This window comes from Bdellovibrio sp. BCCA (assembly GCF_037996825.1).
In the GTDB taxonomy this organism is placed as follows: domain Bacteria; phylum Bdellovibrionota; class Bdellovibrionia; order Bdellovibrionales; family Bdellovibrionaceae; genus Bdellovibrio.
The window spans coordinates 3128136-3145796 of sequence record NZ_JBBNAC010000001.1 but is presented as its reverse complement, the minus strand read 5'-3'; the positions used below and the strand labels follow the sequence as shown (position 1 = coordinate 3145796).

The window sequence follows — 17661 nt, the reverse complement described above, 5'->3', positions numbered from 1 at the left end:
TCAGGAGTCATAGAGGTTTTCATTCAAAAATCGCTGCATTTATTGATCGACCTGCAGCACAAATTAATGTCTCAATATCCAGCGAAAAATTGAAGTTCCCGATACAAGAGGAGGGCTGCGTATCAGGGAGACTTAAGATGAATAGTTTTATTTTTTCTCTTTTTATATTTTTCGGGACGGCGAGTTCTGTCTTCGCCGGAGGCATGTTGCCGACAGCAATGTGGTCGCAGAAGAATTCGGTGAAGGTGAAGCAGGTTGTGGGCGGGCAAAATCATACTTGTGCAATTTTAGATAACTCAACAGTGAGATGTTGGGGTGGTAATGGCTCCGGTCAGCTAGGGGTTGGCAATACGAATAATCTAGGTGATGGTTCAGGCGAAATGGGTGACTCCTTGCCAACAGTAAATTTAGGAACAAATCGTACTGCCGTGCAGATCGTAGCCGGTGGCCTTCATACCTGTGCACTCTTGGATAACTCCACTGTGAAGTGTTGGGGCGGCAATCTACAGGGTCAATTAGGACAGGGACATACGAATAACATCGGAGATACTTCCGGACAAATGGGAGATTCATTATCTGCGATCGACTTGGGAACAGGCCGCACGGCTCGACAACTGGCTGCGGGAAACAACCACACTTGCGCTCTGTTGGATAACTCTACGGTGAAGTGTTGGGGATTAAACTCAGCAGGACACCTAGGGCAAGGTCACATCAATAAAATAGGAGATGGCGCAGGTGAAATGGGTGACGCACTACCCGCAGTGAATTTAGGAACGGGCCGAACAGCATTGCAAATTGCGACAGGCAGCGATCATACGTGTGCACTTTTGGATAATTTTACTTTGAAGTGTTGGGGATACAATAACAACGGTCAATTAGGTCAGGGGAGTACGGCATCGCTTGGAGATAGCGCAGGTGAAATGGGTGACTCTTTGCCTGCGATTAATTTGGGTACGGGGCGTACTGCCCGTCAGGTAGCCGCCGGGAATAACCACACGTGTGCTATTCTAGATAATTTTTCCGTCAAATGCTGGGGAAATAACTCCAATGGTAATCTTGGAATTGGCAATACCACTGTCTTAGGAGATGGCGCTGGAGAAATGGGCGACGCTTTGCCAGCGGTTGATTTAGGAACCGGTCGCACGGCGGTACAGATTTCTGTTGGTGGTAATCACACTTGCGCCCTCTTAGATAACTCCACCGTGAAGTGTTGGGGTTACAATGGCAACGGTCGGTTAGGACAAGGTCATACAAATAGTTTGGGTGATGGGGCTGGGGAAATGGGAGACTCGTTACCGGCAGTCGATTTAGGAACGGGGCGAACGGTTCTTCAAGTTTCCGCTGGCATAAATCATAGTTGTGCTCTGTTAGACAATTCGACGGCAAAGTGTTGGGGCTTCAATGGTTGGGGGCAACTGGGTCAGGGGAATATGAATTACCTAGGCGACGCTGCCGGAGAAATGGGTAACGCTCTTCCTGCGCTTAAATTTGGAACCTCTCCTTCGCGTTTGGTGAAAGTTCAAGATCCGGAATTAATACGAGCACGACGATTTAAGCAGATGGCGGCGGGTAACAATCACACTTGTGCTATTCTCGATAATTCAACTGTGAAGTGCTGGGGCAACAATACCTATGGGCAATTAGGGCAGGGGCATATAAATAATTTAGGAGATGGCGCTGGAGAGATGGGGGATTCGTTACCTCCGATTAGTTTAGGAACGGGGCGAACCGCCGTGCAAGTTTCGGCGGGTTATTATCACAGCTGTGCCCTTCTCGATAATGCAACAGTGAAGTGTTGGGGCTCCAACAGCGTTGGTCAATTGGGTCAAGGTCATACAAATGATTTAGGAGATGGTGCTGGCGAGATGGGGGATTCATTACCGGCGATCAATTTAGGAACGGGACGAACTGCCGTGCAAATTTCAACGGGGTCGCATTTCACCTGTGCCCTTCTCGATAATTCAACAGTGAAGTGCTGGGGGTACAATAACTATGGTCAATTGGGTCAAGGTCACATAAATAATTTAGGAGATGGCGCTGGAGAGATGGGGGATTCGTTGCCGACGGTTAGTTTAGGAACGGGACGAACTGCCGTTCAAATTTCTGCGGGTGATTCTCATGCTTGTGCTCTTTTAGATAATTCGACAGTGAAGTGCTGGGGTTACAATACTTATGGTCAATTGGGTCAGGGTCATACAAATAGACTGGGAGACGGTGCTGGCGAGATGGGGGACTCATTATCTGCGATCAATTTAGGAACGGGACGAACCGCCTTACAAATTTCTGCGGGCATCTTTCATACCTGTGCTCTTTTAGATAATTCGACAGTAAAGTGCTGGGGAGTCAATGGCGTGGGTCAATTGGGTCAAGGGCATACAAATTTTTTGGGAGATGGTGCTGGCGAGATGGGGGATTCATTACCGGCGATTAGTTTAGGAGCGGGGCGAACTGCTGTGCAGATTTCAGCGGGTAACAATCATACGTGTGCTCTTTTAGATAATTCGACAGTGAAGTGCTGGGGGTACAATAACTATGGTCAGTTGGGTCAAGGCAATACAAATTCCATGGGAGATGGTGCTGGCGAGATGGGAGATTCGCTTCCTTCGGTGAGCTTAGGAACGGGGCGAACAGCGGTGCAAATTTACACGGGTCAAAATCACACATGTGCTCTTCTTGATAATTCGATGGTGAAGTGCTGGGGATACAATATCAATGGTCAACTCGGTCAAGGTCATACAAATAACTTAGGCGATGGCGCCGGAGAAATGGGCGACGCCCTTCCTGCAGTGAGCCTTGGAACAAGTAAATAGAAACTCCGATCATCACGATCGGAGCATTTCCTTCCCGGTTTTTTTAATTTTCGTCTTCTGAATATTCGATCACCTGAACGGTGCGCTCTTTTTTAATCTGATTTAAGCGCTCATTGACTTGTTCTGCCAGTTCTTCCAGATGTTTAAATTCGTCTCCCGCACGGAGTTTGAGCGGCGTGGATGTCCCGTCCAATGACATTTTTAAAAAACGTTCAAAGGCGTAAAGAGGTCCGGCGATTCGGTGAGAAATCACGCGTCCCACGGCAAACAAGATCGCGCAAAAGGCCACACAGATAATCACGAAGGTGATCACATAGGGAACAAGGAACTTGTTCACCAAGAAGGCGTTATTGCCCACAAGCTCTTGAATCGTCACGCGCATATAGGTGTAAGAGAACACCAAACAAATAAGCGTCAGACTTAATCCCACCGCCATCAGAATAAAACAATACTTCAATTGGAAAGGCATATTGACCCAGTATTGTTTGCGCACATTGTTTTCGGGCCAAAGAAGTTCGCCCTCGCGAATGATTGCATAAACGATCAATGCATAACCCACCCATTGCAAAGCATCGGCGATGTTAAAGGCAGGACTTGAAAGAGAAGGAGTTCCGACAACAATGAAGTCGACAACATAACCCCAGACGATACGATCGGTGACGTTGCCGATAATACCACCAATCAAAATCGATAAGCCCGTGCGCAAAGTCAGGGACTTGATGGGCAAAAGATATTGAATCAAAGCGTAAGTGCAAAGAAGAAAAGCCCCGCCCGTAGACAAAGACACGATACGCAAGACCGATGGAAGATCCGAGAAAAGACCTAACATGGCACCGTGATTGTGGTGCAGAACGAAGTGGACAGGACCAAAAGATTGCAACTGAGTGATTCCTGTCGCCCACAGTTTAGTGACGCGGTCCAAAGACCACGTCGCCAATAGAGGAAGAATCACGATGAGCCATTCACGTTTTTTCATGAACTTCAGTCTAACAATTCACTCTGGTTCTTGCGAAGAAAAACTATAACAATTAACATAGGCTAGACTCCTAGACTTAGTCCTAAGAGCACGCGCTCTAACCACAGAGGAATAGTATCGTGAAATTTATTATTGCCGCCGTCCTGTTGTTCTCGTTGTCCGTACATGCCCAGCCCGTTGAAGCAAATAAGTTTGCGGATGTGGAAAAAGAGTTCCAAGCGTTGGCTAAAAAATTCGGAGTGCAGCTTTCAGATGTTGGTATGTACGCCACGGTGGGTGAAGGCCAGGATATGAAAGTTCTTCTGGATATAAACGGGAAAAAAACGATGATCCCGGCATCGATTTCAAAAGTCGCAACGGCTTCCGCGGCATTGGCGCATTTTCCTCCCGGTCATAAATTTAAAACACAGTTGCTTGCGAGTGCAGAACCTAAGAACGGAGTTCTTAAAGGAAATCTGTATCTAAAAGGGGGCGGTGATCCTTCGTTTGTTTCTGAAAACATGTGGTATTTAGTAAACGCCTTCCTGCGCAACGGAATTACAAGAATCGAAGGCGACGTTGTGGTGGATGACTCTTTATTCGACAAAGTCCGTTATGACGTCAGCCGCCAAAAAGAGCGTGTGGACCGCGCTTATGATGCACCAACAGGAGCGATGAGTTTTAACTGGAATTCTGTGAATATTTTTGTGCGCTCCAACGGCAAAGGCAATGGGGCCGAGGTTTTCATTGATCCGCAAAACGACTACATCCGCTTGGTGAATAAAGCAAAAACAGTGGCGGGATCAGATAATAAACTCCTTGCGGATCGTCAGGAAGATAAGAAATTCGAAGGTGACGTCATCCATGTCGGTGGTTCCATCGGACAGGGACTTAAAGAAGTGGTGATCTTTAAGAACATCACGCAACCCGACCTTTGGGCAGGTTATAATTTGAAATCTTTTTTAGCGCAAAGGGGTGTTCAACTCACCGGTTCTATCAAGAACGGTGTCACACCAGAAAAGGCCGATGTTCTTGCTGAGTCTGAAAGCAAGGCCATTGAGCAAGTTGTGGCGGACATGAATAAGTTTTCCAACAACTATGTGGCCGAGATGCTGACAAAAAACCTAGGAGCCGTAAAAAAAACAAAGGGCGCAAGTCTTGCGGATGGAATGCAAGTTATCAATGAGCACATGCAAAGTCTGGGGGTTCCCGCGGATCAATACCGCTTGGAATCGCCATCAGGTTTGACGCGTGAAAATAAAATGTCACCGTTTGCGATGTGGAAAGTGTTGCAACATTTGCGCAATGATTTTCAAGTCCAGCCGGAGTTCCTCACATCCTTGCCCATCGCGGGTATTGATGGCACGCTCAAAAAGCGCATGAAGAACTCCAAAGCGGAACGTTGGGTTCGTGCTAAAACGGGATTCTTGACGAACGTCGTTTCTCTGGCTGGATACGCGGGTATTGAAGATGGAAATGTGATCACTTTTTCATTTATTTACAACGGGTCTACGGATGAGGCGAAGATTCGTTCGTTTTTTGATAATTTGCTTATCTATCTTGTAAAATAAGCCGATGAAGTGACTGGAAGGTGAACGTTAGATGAAGAAAATCACTGTCTCAATTTTATACGCGGGTCTTTTGATTTCTCCAGTGGCATTTGCGCAGAACGATATTGCAGGTCAAGTCGTTCCACAAGTTCTCGGTCGCAGCCCTGAAGAAAGTCGTCCATGGCGCGCGCCTGTATTTAAAGACCAGAATTCGGCTTTGGGTTACAAAGAAGACGCGTTTGCTATTCCTAAAGGAATGGAAAAACAGGTTCAATTCTGGATTGATATCTATACCAAATATTCTACAAACCAAGGTGTCATCCATGACGCCGAAAATGTAGAGACTGTGTATGAAGTTGTGGATCTCACAGGTCTAACGACAGAGCGTGAAAAACAAAAGAAAGTCGATGAAGTTAAAAGCATCATCGGTTTGAAGCTCACTAAAGAAGAAAAAGATCGTTTGCGTTTTCAACTGGGTCAAAAAGACCGCATGCAAGACGCAATTTTCTATTCGGGCCGTTACATAGAAGATATGGAAAAAATCTTCCGCGATGCCAATATGCCGATCGAATTGACTCGTTTGGCGTTTGTGGAAAGTTCTTTCAACATCATGGCAAGATCGAAAGTGGGCGCGAGCGGTATCTGGCAAATCATGCCGTACACGGCTCGTCCGTATAGAATGATTTCTCCGGTGGTGGATAAAAGAAATCACCCGCTAGAGGCGACTAAATTGGCGGCAAAACTTTTGCGCCAAAACTACAATATGCTTGATTCTTGGCCTTTAGCGGTCACTGGTTACAACCATGGACCGACAGGCGTTTTGAAAATGACAAAGAGCTATGAAACTCGTGAATTGGGAGAACTTGTGCAAAATGTGAAGTCTCGTAAGAGCTTCGGCTTTGCCTCTAGAAACTTCTACGCCAGTTTCCTAGCCGCTCTTGAAGTAGAAAAGAACGCAGGCAAATACTTCGGCTCTGTTGTATGGTCAAAGCCTTTTAACTCTCAAGATCTGAAATTGCCAGTGTCCGTAAAATACAAAGAGATCGTAAGCTGGTTTGACGGCGACGATGAAAAAGCGCAAATGTACAACCCACACTTGACGCAAAAAGCCCGCAAAGGAACTCCGATTCCAGCCCACACAGTGATCGCGATTCCGAAAGACAAATACAACATCGCACTCATTTCTCTCGCGAGAAAGAATAGAACCGTCGCGATGGAAGATAACAAAAAGAGCCCAAGATAGCTCTCAAAAAAAAAGCCTCCAAACGGAGGCTTTTTTTATTTCCGGAATCCTGCATTCACAATACGCAGTTATCCAAAAACCTTTTTAAGCCATTCTATGAATTTTATCAAAGATTGAAGATCCTTTTTTATTTGTGACCTCCCGAAGAGAGGCCTTCGTCGGCGCCACGATGGCGCGAACCGCACAACGTGCGGCGGCGACTGAGCCCGGATGGCGTGCCGACCGCAGCGGAGGCCACAAATAAAAAAGGGGCTTCAATCCTTCGATCGAGGCCCCCAACAGAGTCCGGACTAAAAAAGGTTTAGATAAAGTCGCCCTTTGCGCGAGTTGCAGAAGCGCCGACGGTGGCCGTTGCTACTGGATTTTCAATATCTAGATATTTAAAGAACAATTGAGTGATTTCATTCACGATACCTTGATCATGGATGGCTTCCGGCTTATCGATCGACATTGTGTTCACAAGTCCGATAAACGCATTTACAACAAGATAAGAAACCTTATCCATGTCGCGACCTGGGATTTGCGGAAGATTGTATCGAACCACTTCTTGGAAGAAGCGGATAGATTCAGAGATATAAGCAGCGTCCGCCACGTAATATTGGATCGTCGTTAGCTTGGCACGAAGCTCTGAGTTGCGGCGGATTGTTTCCACGGCAAGTTCGATCATGCCTTTCACGCGTTGTTCCGGAGGAAGGGGAGAGATGGCGCGCATTTTTTCGCTGATCAAACGCTTGTCTTCTTCAATGATATTTTTAACAACAGCTTGAACAACAGACTCTTTGTTTCCGAAAAATTGATAAAGAGAACCGATGCTCACGCCGGCTTCTTTGGCAATTTTATCTGTGGTGATTGAATAGAACCCTTCAGAAATCAGCAAACGAGAACAGGCATCTAAGATGGTTGCGACTGTTTGACGAGAACGTTCCTGAGTTGGTGCTTTAACAATAATCTTAGTCTTCTTCGCTTTTTCTTCCATAGATTGAGTCATGATAAGAGCTATCCCTTTCTAGGATTAACGAGTCCTATGAGGACAGAATAGGGACCATCCATTACAACGGCAAGTCTGGTTTTTTGCAAATTTGTAATAAATGACACTAAAGTCTAGAATGCGAGTGAGATTAGATTCCGCGAAAAAATTATTGTAACTCAGAAGAGCAATACTGAGTTGCTCGGTCTGTGTTGGCAGGATAGCTCATGCTGTCTGCGATTTTTTTGCACTGTTTTACCGTGATCGTTTTATTGAAACGGCGAAGACATTCCCAACGAGCTTCATCTCCTGAATCAGGATACTCCATTGATTTTGAAATCGCAAAACACTCTTTCAAAGTTGGGCGAAGATCGTACAGACACACTAAACGTGCATCTTCAGCGTTGGTTGAATACTCCATAGACTTTGCAATATTCAAACACTGAGTGACGTTGATTTGCCCTTTCTTGTGCTTCAAACATTTCATGCGCTGATCATCTCGTTGATCCATGGCGAGGCGGCTGTTCTTAACGGGAACGTAGCAAAGCCCCTGAGCATGGACTGTCGTCACAGAAAAAGTGCATAGAATTAATACCGCCAACATCAGCTTGTGCATACGTGTCTTCATCGACGGCATTAAAGTGCAAAAAAGAGACTTTGTAAGCCCCCTTTTTATTTGTTTTTAGGCATTTGGTCCTGTCTAACTTTGAAACACTCACCCAAAAAGGTCCGCCCTCTCCACCCCCGGAATGGATTTATATTCTTCTAGACCACAAAGTTGACCACCGTCATGTTATGGACGCGAAACTCCTCATAGGATTAAATGGAGTCATCAGCAAGGAGACTAAGATGAAATACTCAATTGTTAAAAAGCCTCTTGCGGTTTTGGCGGCATGTCTATTAGCCGTTGTTGCAAACGCCGAAGAAAAAATTAAAGGTGAAGAAGTCGCGGTATTAACTGACGCGCCTGAAGTTCCACCACCTATCACTCGTAAGTACCCAACAAAAGTCATTGTAAATCTTGAAACAAAAGAAGTGAAAATGCGTCTCGCTGACGGAGTGGATTACACTTTCTGGACATTCGGTGGAAAGGTTCCAGGCAAATTCATCCGCATTCGTGAGGGAGACCACGTGCAGTTCCATTTGCACAATCATCCTTCCAGCAAATTGCCACATAATATCGACTTGCATGCTGTTACAGGGCAGGGCGGGGGAGCGGAAGGTTCCTTCACAGCTCCGGGCCACAGCTCAACTTTCAACTTTAAAGCGTTGAATCCGGGACTCTATGTTTATCACTGTGCAACTGCACCTGTGGGTATGCATATAGCTAACGGTATGTACGGTTTGATTTTGGTTGAACCTAAAGAAGGTTTACCTAAAGTGGATCGCGAATTTTATGTCATGCAAAGTGAGTTCTACACTAAAGGAAAATACGGAGCTGCGGGACTTCAGCCGTTTAGTATGACTAAAGCTGTTGAAGAAAAACCTGACTACGTCGTCTTTAACGGAAACGTAGGCGCTCTGGTCGGCGACAAAGCGATGAAAGCAAAAACTGGCGAGACTGTGCGCTTATTTGTCGGAAACGGCGGTCCTAACCTCGTGTCTTCATTCCACGTCATCGGGGAGATCTTTGATAAGGTTTATGTCGAAGGCGGAAAGTTAGTAAATGAAAACGTGCAAACTACTTTGATTCCTGCCGGCGGATCTGCCATCGTGGACTTTAAGTTGCAGACTACTGGGACTTTCATTCTTGTCGATCACTCGATCTTCCGCGCCTTTAATAAAGGTGCTTTAGGAATGATCAAAGTGGAAGGTGACGCCGATAAGGAAGTTTACTCAGGTAAAACTGAAGACGGTATTTATCTTCCTGAGGGCGGTGTGATCCAAGAAGTGGGTGATGGTGCTCCAAAATTAATTCCAGCGAAGACTATTGAAGAAAGTATTGTTCGCGGAAAAAGAATTTTCGAGTCGTCTTGCTTTGCCTGCCATCAGGCAAATGGTCAAGGTGTACCGGGAGCATTCCCTCCTCTTGCGAAGTCGGACTTCCTTAATAACAATAAAGACAAAGCCATCTCAGCAGTCGTGCATGGTTTAGAAGGAAAAATCACTGTAAATGGCAAAGAGTACAACTCCATTATGCCTGCCCAAGTTCTTTCTGATGAAGAAGCTGCTAACGTGTTGAACTATGTTTACAGCGCTTGGGGTAATTCAAAGAAAAAAGTAACTCCTGAAGAAGTGAAAGCAATTCGCGCTTCAGGTAAAAAGTAGGTCTGTTATGAAGCATCTCAAGAAATCCGCATGCAAAGTCATTCTGATTCTTGGGATGCTTATGTCTTTGCCTGGCTGGGGAGCGGACATGATCCTTATCCCCGCAGGTTCGTTTCGAATGCCGGCGCTTCTTGATAAAACCGTTCATAAAGTTTCCGCGTTTTATATTGATAGAAATCCTGTCACTAATGCGGAATATCTGGAGTTCGTGAAAACTCATCCGGAATGGCGTAAAAGCAAAGTAAAAAAAATATTCTCTGACAATAATTATTTGGAATACTGGCAAGAAGATCTCAACTTTGGAGAAGCTTCAATGGCTTCTTCCCCTGTCGTGCGCATCAGTTGGTATGCGGCTCGCGCTTATTGCGACAGTCTTGGTAAACGTCTGGCGAGTATTGATGAGTGGGAATATGTCGGACTTGTTCCTTACAAAGACAAAAAAGATCTGAAGTCTGTGATTTTAGAGTGGTACGGAAAAAGTGCCGAGTGGCCTTTGCCTGCTGTCAGATCTGGTGCATCCAATAACGACGGTGTTTACGACATGCATGGGCTTATTTGGGAATGGGTGGAGGATTTTAATTCCTCCATGGTGACTGGAGAATCGCGGGCCGATGTCGCTTTAGATAGAAATTTATTTTGTGGCGGAGGTGCGGCCTCCGCTGCGGATCCTGCCGATTATGCGGCCTTCATGCGCTATGCTTTTCGTAGCAGCTTGCAGGCAAAATACACAGTCAGAAATCTTGGATTTCGCTGTGTAAAAAACAAGGAGTGATTATGTCTTACCTAAGAGAGTTTGTGTTAATAGCGAGTCTGGTTTCTGCTCTATCTGCCTCAGCGGTTCAAGCCCATGAGCACGAGCATCACGACAAGAACGAAACCTCTGAAGCTGTGGAACCGGCAAAGCTCAGTGAGGAGTCTATCTATAACTTAGGTTCAGAACTTTTAGATTCGAATGGGAAAAAAGTTTCTATTGTTTCTTTAAAAGGACAACCGGTGGTTATTTCCATGGCTTATACAAGCTGCGCTTATGCCTGTCCTTTGATTATCTCTCAGATGCAACAACTGGAAAAAGAAGTGGATGCCCAGGGTTTAAAGGCGCGATTTGTGATCGTAAGTTTTGATCCGAAGGTAGACACTCCTTCTGTGATGAAGAAATATGCAGAGAAAAGAAAGCTCAGTTCCCGTTGGAGCCTTTATACTTCTTCCTCCGATAAAACACCGCGTGAAATCGCCAATTTACTGGGAATTAAATATAAAAAGATGGAAGGCAACGATTACGACCACTCTTTCATCGTCACTGTTCTCGACAAAGAGGGCGTGATTCGCGGCCAGCAGATTGGCGCGGATAAAGAACCTAAAGAATTAATAAAATTTTTAAAGAATTGATATCGATCAATGTTTTCCCAAAGAGAATCTCTTAATTTGAATTAAGAAAAAGGAGATTCTCTTATGACCGATTTCGTCATTGAAGCCCAAAAGATTCCAGGCCCCGAAAGACACGCCTTTATTTTTCAAAGTTTCGACAATTTGGAAGGTGGAGAAAGTCTAGTGATCGTAAATACTCATGATCCAATCCCGCTTTTAAGACAGTTTAACGATTTAAAAGGCGGCCAGTTTGAACATGAATATCTGGAGCAAGGCCCTCAGACGTGGAGATTAAAAATCACTAAGAAGAAAAAAGAAGGATGTTGCGGGTTCTGTGGAGACTAAGTCAGAACTCTCTCGCACATGATAAAGAGGCATCCGTCCTCTTTATCAATGTGCATTTTTAAAAGACGGCAGTAATCGTCATAAAGAAGTTTGAAAAATTCTTGATGGAGATGAGCGTTCTCCGGTTCCAAAAGAAAAAGAATACTTTGCGCCAGATCCGCCCCTATCACATGTTCTTCAAAAGGAATGCTTAAAGGACTTTGCGGAGTCAGCCAGTCAGGCACAGGATAGTCCTTGGGGCGAAAGGACGTTTTTGTATAAAAAGTTTTTAAATGTTTCTGCATGTCGCTCAGAGGATTTAGCTCCAACCTTATACCCATAAAAAAAGTGCAGCGAGGACCTCCTTCATGAAGGCAGCGCTGAGTTTGCAGAAACGGAAACAGTTCCAATTCTTCGAGCGGATGATGTTCTTGCTCGACAAAGTGAATGAGATCACGAACCCGTTCAGGCTGGTTCAACATCTTCAAAATCGTCTGATGTTGCAATCTGAGTGTATTCAGGAGTTCTTTCATCGCGAACCTCCTTAAGCTGTTGATAGTTGATGATGGCGATGTGCCGGTCCACGGTTTTAATCCACCCCTTTTTATTCCAGATACTAAGGATTCGAATGACAGTTTCCGCTTTGGTTCCCACCCGTTGCGCGATATCTTTGCGGGTCAGTGGTATGAGGATCTGCGATCCGCTTTTTTCACCTTGTCGATCCAGAAGTCGAAGCAAAAGATCGGCGACCCTTTGATGAGTGCGCACGTTTTCCATACAACGGTCATGCTGGAATTCAAGGAAGCGTTCACTGATTTGTCTCGTGACGGTGGCGCGAACGCTGTCGATCTTCATAAGAACATTTAAAAAATAATTTCTTGAGAACCGCAGAAGTGCTGCATCTTCATTGGCGACAGCAGTGGCCGGATAAACCGGGTAGGTGAGTCCTGCCATCGCGATCCCTAGAAATTCTCCGCGATTTAGGAAATTGAGTATAACCGGAGAGGAATTAGAACCCTTCTTTTGAATTTTAAAAGATCCATAAAGAACGATATAGAGATCCTGTATCGGAGTATCTTCTTTGAAAAGAATTTCCCTGTTTTTGACATAAACGATTTCAAAATGGGATGACAATTCTTTCAATGATGTTTCACCAAGAGGGTTGAATGAATCCAAGCTTTTGAGTCTTTGAGTTACGTCTAACATAGCAACCTCAAAATGAAGTTCTCATGTCTATGCCGCGCTTTCTATGATCTGGATCAAGTTTCTTTCGGTCGATTCAATTCAACCCCGGGGGTGGAACTGTATGTATTTGAAGCGGTTCTTGATCCGGATCATATTTCAAGAAAACTTCTTTGTTTAGGATGACGTTGTTAAGGTCAAAGGAGTTTTCATGTTATCAAAGTCGGCCGCTAAGAAGTTTTTTCTCATCGGTACCATTGTCTGTTCCGGGTGTTTTGTTATTTTAACGATAGATACAATTCAACGAGTGCCTAAACAAACGCACTCAGAGAATATCACTCCCGAAGTCATTCACGGCAAAGATTTGTGGGACCACAACAACTGTATGGGGTGTCACACGATCATGGGAGAAGGAGCTTATTATGCTCCCGAACTCACCAAAGTTTATGAACGCCGGGGAGAAGCCTTCATTAAATCCATGCTTAAAGATCCGGCGGCAATGTATCCAGGCCAAAGAAAGATGCAGAAATATAATTTTACAGAGGAAGAAATCAATTCTCTGGTGGCGTTCCTAAAATGGATCGGAGAGACGGATCTTAACGGTTTTCCTGCAAAGCCTGATCTCGCGCCGGCACCGGCTCCAGTGCCGACGACTCTGACGCAGTCTTCTCTTCCGCCACGTCCTGCAGTTTTTGATCAGGTTTGTGTTGCATGCCATATGTTGCAAGGAAAGGGAGGCTCTGTGGGACCGGCGTTGGATGGTGTGGGCAGCCGTAAAGAACATGCCTTTTTTGTCTCCTGGTTGCGCGACCCCGTCGCGGTGAAGGCAGATTCTAAAATGCCAAAACTGCCTTTAACCGACGAACAAGTTCAAGAACTCGCAAGTTATCTTTCATTGTTGAAATAAGGATTCTGTTATGAAATTTAAAACACAGAAAATAGCCTACTACTTCTTTGCCGTGTGCATGCTTCTTTTATCTTTGCAGATTGTTTACGGATTTATCATGGGCTTTGCCCATATGGGATACGACGGCTTACACAGTGTCATTCCTTTTCACACGGCACGCGCCACCCACACGAACTTATTGGTGATGTGGCTGCTGGCGGGATTTATGGGTGCCGCTTATTACATCACACCGGAGGAATCAAATCGTGAGTTGATTCTTCCGCAACTTGCCTACGTGCAATTGGGAGCGTTCGTGGCGGTGGGCGTGACGGCAATTATTGGCTTTCATTTTAATTGGTGGGAAGGAAGAAAGTTTTTAGAAATTCCGCGACCGCTGGATTATCTTGTTGTTGTCGATGTTCTCCTTTTTATTTTCCTTATTGGAGGAACGATCTGGAAAGGTCGAAGATATAGCACGACGAACATGGTTCTCTTCTTCGGCTTGCTAAGTGCGGCCTTGCTTTATCTTCCGGGCATGATTCCGACTGTCAATCAAACAATGGACTCTTACTGGAGATGGTGGGTTGTTCACTTGTGGGTTGAAGGTGTATGGGAATTGATTATGGGGGCTATCCTCAGTTTCCTTTTGATCAAGCTCACGGGTGTAGATCGCGAGGTTATTGAAAAATGGCTTTACGTCATTGTCGGCTTTACGTTTCTTTCGGGAATCTTAGGGACAGGACACCACTATTATTTTATCGGGACTCCTCGTTACTGGTTGATGATCGGCGGGCTCTTCAGTGCTCTTGAGCCAGTGGCCTTTTTAGGAATGGCGATTTACGCCATTGCCATGGCGAAAAAGGGAGGACGCCAACATCCCAATCGTTTGGCCTTAACATGGACCATTGGGTGTGCCGTGATGTCATTCGTTGGAGCTGGTTTTCTGGGCTTTGCGCACACACTCCCTCAAGTCAATATTTACACGCACGGAACGCTGGTGACGGCTATGCACGGGCATCTTGCATTCTGGGGTGCTTACGCCATGTTGGTTTTTGCAATGATCGCTTATGCGATGCCGAACCTTACAGGCCGAAAACTTTATGACAGCGGTTGGAGTTCTTTCGCTTTTTGGACTTCTAACATCGGCATGACTGCAATGACGGTCGCCTTCGGAATCGCAGGTGTCGCGCAAGTCTACTTGGAAAGAAAAATGGGCATGGATTTTCTTTTAGTACAAAAAGAAATTGAAGTGCATTTCTTGGGCCTCGTCCTTGCCGCCGCTTTATTCAGTCTTGGAATTTTCGCCTTTATTTGGATCTTTATTAAGTACGGATTGCCCAAAGGGAAGGTAGAAAATGCTGGCGCCCACAATTAAAGGACCTTTTTATCAAGCTGTCGCAGATGAAGAAGAAATCTTCGACAGCGCTTATCGCAATCAATTGCCCTTGATGTTGAAAGGGCCTACAGGATGCGGAAAGTCCCGCTTCATTGAATCCATGGCGGCTCGCAGAGGGCGTCCTCTGATTACTGTCGCCTGCAATGAAGACACCTCGGCGACAGACTTATTGGGACGATTTATTGTCAAAGGTGGAGACACCATTTGGCAAGACGGCCCGGTCACGCGCGCCTTGCGCGAAGGTGCAATTCTTTACTTGGATGAAATCGCTGAAGCTCGCGAAGACGTGATTGTAGTCCTTCATCCTTTGACTGATCACCGTCGTGCCATCACGTTGGATAAACTCAATGAAGAAATCAAAGCCTCGCCGGAGTTTATGCTCGTCGTGAGTTTTAATCCGGGATATCAACGAGGACTCAAGGAATTGAAACCTTCCACAAGACAAAGATTTGTGGCCATGCATTTTGATTATCCTCGTCCCGAACTCGAATCTGAAATTGTAAAAGCGGAATCTCAATGCTCTTTGGAAGTGGCGCAAAAGCTGGTTCGCTTTGCGGGAAAAATTCGCAATCTCAAAGAGTTGGGTTTGGCGGAAACGGCATCAACTCGGCTTCTTGTCGATGCGGCGAAGTTAATACGTGATGGATTGGAGCCTCGTCGTTCATGTGACGTCGCTATTGTTCAACCTCTCACGGATGACGGAGATATTATGACGGCCTTACAAGATGTGGCCGCCATGATTTTTTAGATTATGGGCCTAGATGAAAAGTTTTTTTCTTTTGGTTACAGACTTTTTAAAAAAATCTCGGCGGATCCTATGCCACCGCACTATGGGCAAAAGGCTGATTTAAAAGAACTGGAGACTCGCCTTCAAGTTATTGCCAAATCTCTTTGCGGCGAACCGATACAAATTCACGAGGCAGAGAAAATTGGCGGCTATTCTGGAGTGCATTTTTATTATCCGAAATCATTATGTCCTCTTTCGTCAAAACGCCTTAATGAATTGCTCTACATTCAAAGAACGCTGTTTTATTGTTCCGCTAAACAGTTAGGATTTTGTCTGCCGCCGCGCGAGCTTTCGGAAATTGAAAAGAAAGTTTACACCTGTTTGGCGGTTCACCAAATCTATAAGGTTATTACCTTGGAGTTTCCAGGCACAATTCAAGTGATTGAGACTTTAAGACAAGGAACCTTGGCGGAACTGCAATCTCTCTCAGGCCAAGATCGAAATTCACAAAATGGTATTCTCGCCCAGTGGATTTATGATCTTTTGTGCGAAAGCCCCAAAGACAGCTCTTGGAAAAGTATTTTGTATAACACCCATAAAAGTACTTTCAGTTTTTGGAAGTTCGCTGACGCTGTTTATAAAACTCATTTTGCCTCACTTCCTCTAGGTCCTGCGGTGGCAGAAGAAGCCTTTGTACTCTGGGGTCTTCTTATGTCTCCGAATTCCTTCTCTGAAGAGACAGAAAAGACAGATGAAGAAACGACCACCGAGGCATTAGCTAATGGAACGGAAGTGCAGGGAAAAAATCGTGAAGACATTGTGCAGGTGCATCTTGAGGAGCAAAGAGATACCAATAATCCTGTGACCCATTCCTTTGAAAAAGCTGAAACTTTAGAGGAGTATCAAGGGGGAATGCGCACCCAGGACGGCGACGACGATTTGCAAGATCATGCGGAGGCTCTGGAAGAGTTAAATATGCGCGAGGTGACCCGAAGCCGGGAAAGGACGCAGTCGCTTTATAAAGCGGATGTACGGATGCATAGTGTGGCTCCGGATCTTCTAAGCAAGGAAGATTTACCAGTTTCGCCTCGTGTGCATTTTTATCCCGAGTGGGATTTTAAGAAAAAAAGCTATAAAGAAAATTGGTGTCGGGTTGAGGCCCGCATTCCCGGCGCAGGTACACCCTTTCAGCTGGCTGAATCCTACACTAAAGAAAAGAAAGAAATTGAAAAACTCTTTCAACAGGTTCGCTCCAAACCCCTGTGGAAAAAAAGGCAGCGCGAAGGGGAAGAGCTTGATATTGATGCCTTAGTCACTCGACATGCGGATCTAAAAAGTGGAAATTCCGGAGAAGACCGCTTTTACATTCGCAGTAAAAAACATCACAAAGACTGGCAGTGCCTTTTTTTAATTGATAGCAGTCTTTCAACGGACTCTTGGGTCGCCAATGAAAGAATTTTGGATGTTATAAAAAACAGCGTGTGTTTGATTGGCGATGCCTTTCCAAAAGAGCCAGAGTGTTTAAGTGTCGCAGCCTTTCATAGCAATACCAGGCATCAGTGTGTTTTTGAAGAACTCAAAAATTTCGAAGAGTCTTGGCCTGAGTTTAAAAGAAAGTTAAATACGCTAGAGCCCGTCGGTTACACCAGGATCGGTCCCGCTTTGCGGCACAGTTTAGAAATTCTGAAAGATTCTCCAGCCCGACATAAGCTTATCGTTTTGTTGAGCGATGGCAAGGCGTCCGATTACGATCAGTATGAAGGCCGTTATGGAATGGAAGACATCAGGCAAGCCGTGCGAGAAGCTCAACAACAAAATGTTCTTATTAAATGTTTGGCGATCGAAGAAAAGGCCAAGTTTTATCTGCCGCAAATGTTTGGGCTCGGACACATTCAAATCTTACCCAACCCTCATAAACTTCCTCAAGCGTTGACGACGCTTTTGTTGCCACTGCTTCATTAAATGAAAGGTAAGACAGAATGCGACTT

At 45.3% G+C, this 17661-nt stretch carries 16 protein-coding genes; 11 read left to right on the top strand and 5 right to left on the bottom strand.

Annotated features, from left to right (window positions below):
• Nucleotides 1–137: 137 nt before the first annotated feature.
• Complete coding sequence (locus AAAA78_RS15200) at nucleotides 138–2810, top strand: RCC1 domain-containing protein (RefSeq protein WP_340592901.1); 2673 nt, start codon at nucleotides 138–140, stop codon at nucleotides 2808–2810.
• A 43-nt stretch (nucleotides 2811–2853) separates the two neighbouring features.
• Here AAAA78_RS15200 and AAAA78_RS15195 read toward each other — a convergent pair whose 3' ends face one another.
• Nucleotides 2854–3786, bottom strand: a complete 933-nt coding sequence (locus AAAA78_RS15195; RefSeq protein ID WP_340592900.1) for a signal peptidase II — start codon at nucleotides 3784–3786, stop codon at nucleotides 2854–2856.
• Between the two features lie 119 nt (nucleotides 3787–3905).
• Here AAAA78_RS15195 and dacB point away from each other — a divergent pair, with 119 nt between their 5' ends.
• Both dacB and AAAA78_RS15185 read left to right on the top strand, forming a co-directional pair.
• Nucleotides 3906–5336 (top strand): D-alanyl-D-alanine carboxypeptidase/D-alanyl-D-alanine endopeptidase, encoded by a 1431-nt coding sequence (gene dacB / locus AAAA78_RS15190; RefSeq protein WP_340592899.1) that lies wholly within the window; start codon nucleotides 3906–3908, stop codon nucleotides 5334–5336.
• Nucleotides 5337–5367: 31 nt separating this feature from the next.
• Nucleotides 5368–6558, top strand: coding sequence for a lytic transglycosylase domain-containing protein (locus tag AAAA78_RS15185; RefSeq protein WP_340592898.1), 1191 nt, complete (start codon nucleotides 5368–5370; stop codon nucleotides 6556–6558).
• Between the two features lie 301 nt (nucleotides 6559–6859).
• Here the strand turns inward: AAAA78_RS15185 and AAAA78_RS15180 are convergent, their stop codons facing one another.
• Together AAAA78_RS15180 and AAAA78_RS15175 are read right to left on the bottom strand one after the other, a co-directional pair.
• The gene (locus AAAA78_RS15180; RefSeq protein WP_340592897.1) at nucleotides 6860–7546 is read right to left on the bottom strand and encodes a TetR/AcrR family transcriptional regulator; all 687 of its coding nucleotides are present in this window, start codon (nucleotides 7544–7546) and stop codon (nucleotides 6860–6862) included.
• A gap of 148 nt (nucleotides 7547–7694) precedes the next feature.
• Nucleotides 7695–8153, bottom strand: coding sequence for a hypothetical protein (locus AAAA78_RS15175; RefSeq protein WP_340592896.1), 459 nt, complete (start codon nucleotides 8151–8153; stop codon nucleotides 7695–7697).
• A 221-nt stretch (nucleotides 8154–8374) separates the two neighbouring features.
• On the opposite strand from AAAA78_RS15175, the gene nirK reads away from it, so the two are divergent.
• From nirK to AAAA78_RS15155, 4 genes are all read left to right on the top strand, one after another.
• Entirely contained in the window at nucleotides 8375–9793 is a 1419-nt protein-coding gene (nirK, locus tag AAAA78_RS15170) for a copper-containing nitrite reductase (RefSeq protein WP_340592895.1), read from the top strand.
• Nucleotides 9794–9800: 7 nt separating this feature from the next.
• The gene (locus tag AAAA78_RS15165) at nucleotides 9801–10565 is read left to right on the top strand and encodes a formylglycine-generating enzyme family protein (protein ID WP_340592894.1); all 765 of its coding nucleotides are present in this window, start codon (nucleotides 9801–9803) and stop codon (nucleotides 10563–10565) included.
• 2 nt (nucleotides 10566–10567) lie between these two features.
• On the top strand, nucleotides 10568–11179 hold the full coding sequence (locus tag AAAA78_RS15160) for an SCO family protein (RefSeq protein WP_340592893.1): 612 nt from the start codon (nucleotides 10568–10570) through the stop codon (nucleotides 11177–11179).
• A 63-nt stretch (nucleotides 11180–11242) separates the two neighbouring features.
• Complete coding sequence (locus tag AAAA78_RS15155) at nucleotides 11243–11503, top strand: DUF2249 domain-containing protein (protein ID WP_295899113.1); 261 nt, start codon at nucleotides 11243–11245, stop codon at nucleotides 11501–11503.
• Here the strand turns inward: AAAA78_RS15155 and AAAA78_RS15150 are convergent.
• On the bottom strand, nucleotides 11500–11727 hold the full coding sequence (locus AAAA78_RS15150) for a hypothetical protein (RefSeq protein WP_340592891.1): 228 nt from the start codon (nucleotides 11725–11727) through the stop codon (nucleotides 11500–11502). The two genes, AAAA78_RS15155 and AAAA78_RS15150, sit on opposite strands and share 4 nt — an antisense overlap.
• 220 nt (nucleotides 11728–11947) lie before the next feature.
• Nucleotides 11948–12688, bottom strand: a complete 741-nt coding sequence (locus AAAA78_RS15145; RefSeq protein ID WP_340592890.1) for a Crp/Fnr family transcriptional regulator — start codon at nucleotides 12686–12688, stop codon at nucleotides 11948–11950.
• A 283-nt stretch (nucleotides 12689–12971) separates the two neighbouring features.
• Between AAAA78_RS15145 and AAAA78_RS15140 the strand changes: the two genes are divergently transcribed.
• The 4 genes from AAAA78_RS15140 to AAAA78_RS15125 are packed head-to-tail and all read left to right on the top strand — an operon-like array spanning nucleotide 12972 to nucleotide 17635.
• Nucleotides 12972–13571, top strand: coding sequence for a c-type cytochrome (locus AAAA78_RS15140; protein ID WP_340592889.1), 600 nt, complete (start codon nucleotides 12972–12974; stop codon nucleotides 13569–13571).
• Between the two features lie 10 nt (nucleotides 13572–13581).
• Nucleotides 13582–14925 (top strand): cbb3-type cytochrome c oxidase subunit I, encoded by a 1344-nt coding sequence (locus AAAA78_RS15135; protein WP_340592888.1) that lies wholly within the window; start codon nucleotides 13582–13584, stop codon nucleotides 14923–14925.
• Entirely contained in the window at nucleotides 14906–15694 is a 789-nt protein-coding gene (locus tag AAAA78_RS15130) for a CbbQ/NirQ/NorQ/GpvN family protein (RefSeq protein WP_340592887.1), read from the top strand. The genes AAAA78_RS15135 and AAAA78_RS15130 overlap by 20 nt, the downstream gene beginning before the upstream one ends.
• A gap of 3 nt (nucleotides 15695–15697) precedes the next feature.
• Nucleotides 15698–17635, top strand: coding sequence for a nitric oxide reductase activation protein NorD (locus AAAA78_RS15125; protein WP_340592886.1), 1938 nt, complete (start codon nucleotides 15698–15700; stop codon nucleotides 17633–17635).
• The last annotated feature ends 26 nt before the right edge of the window (nucleotides 17636–17661 follow it).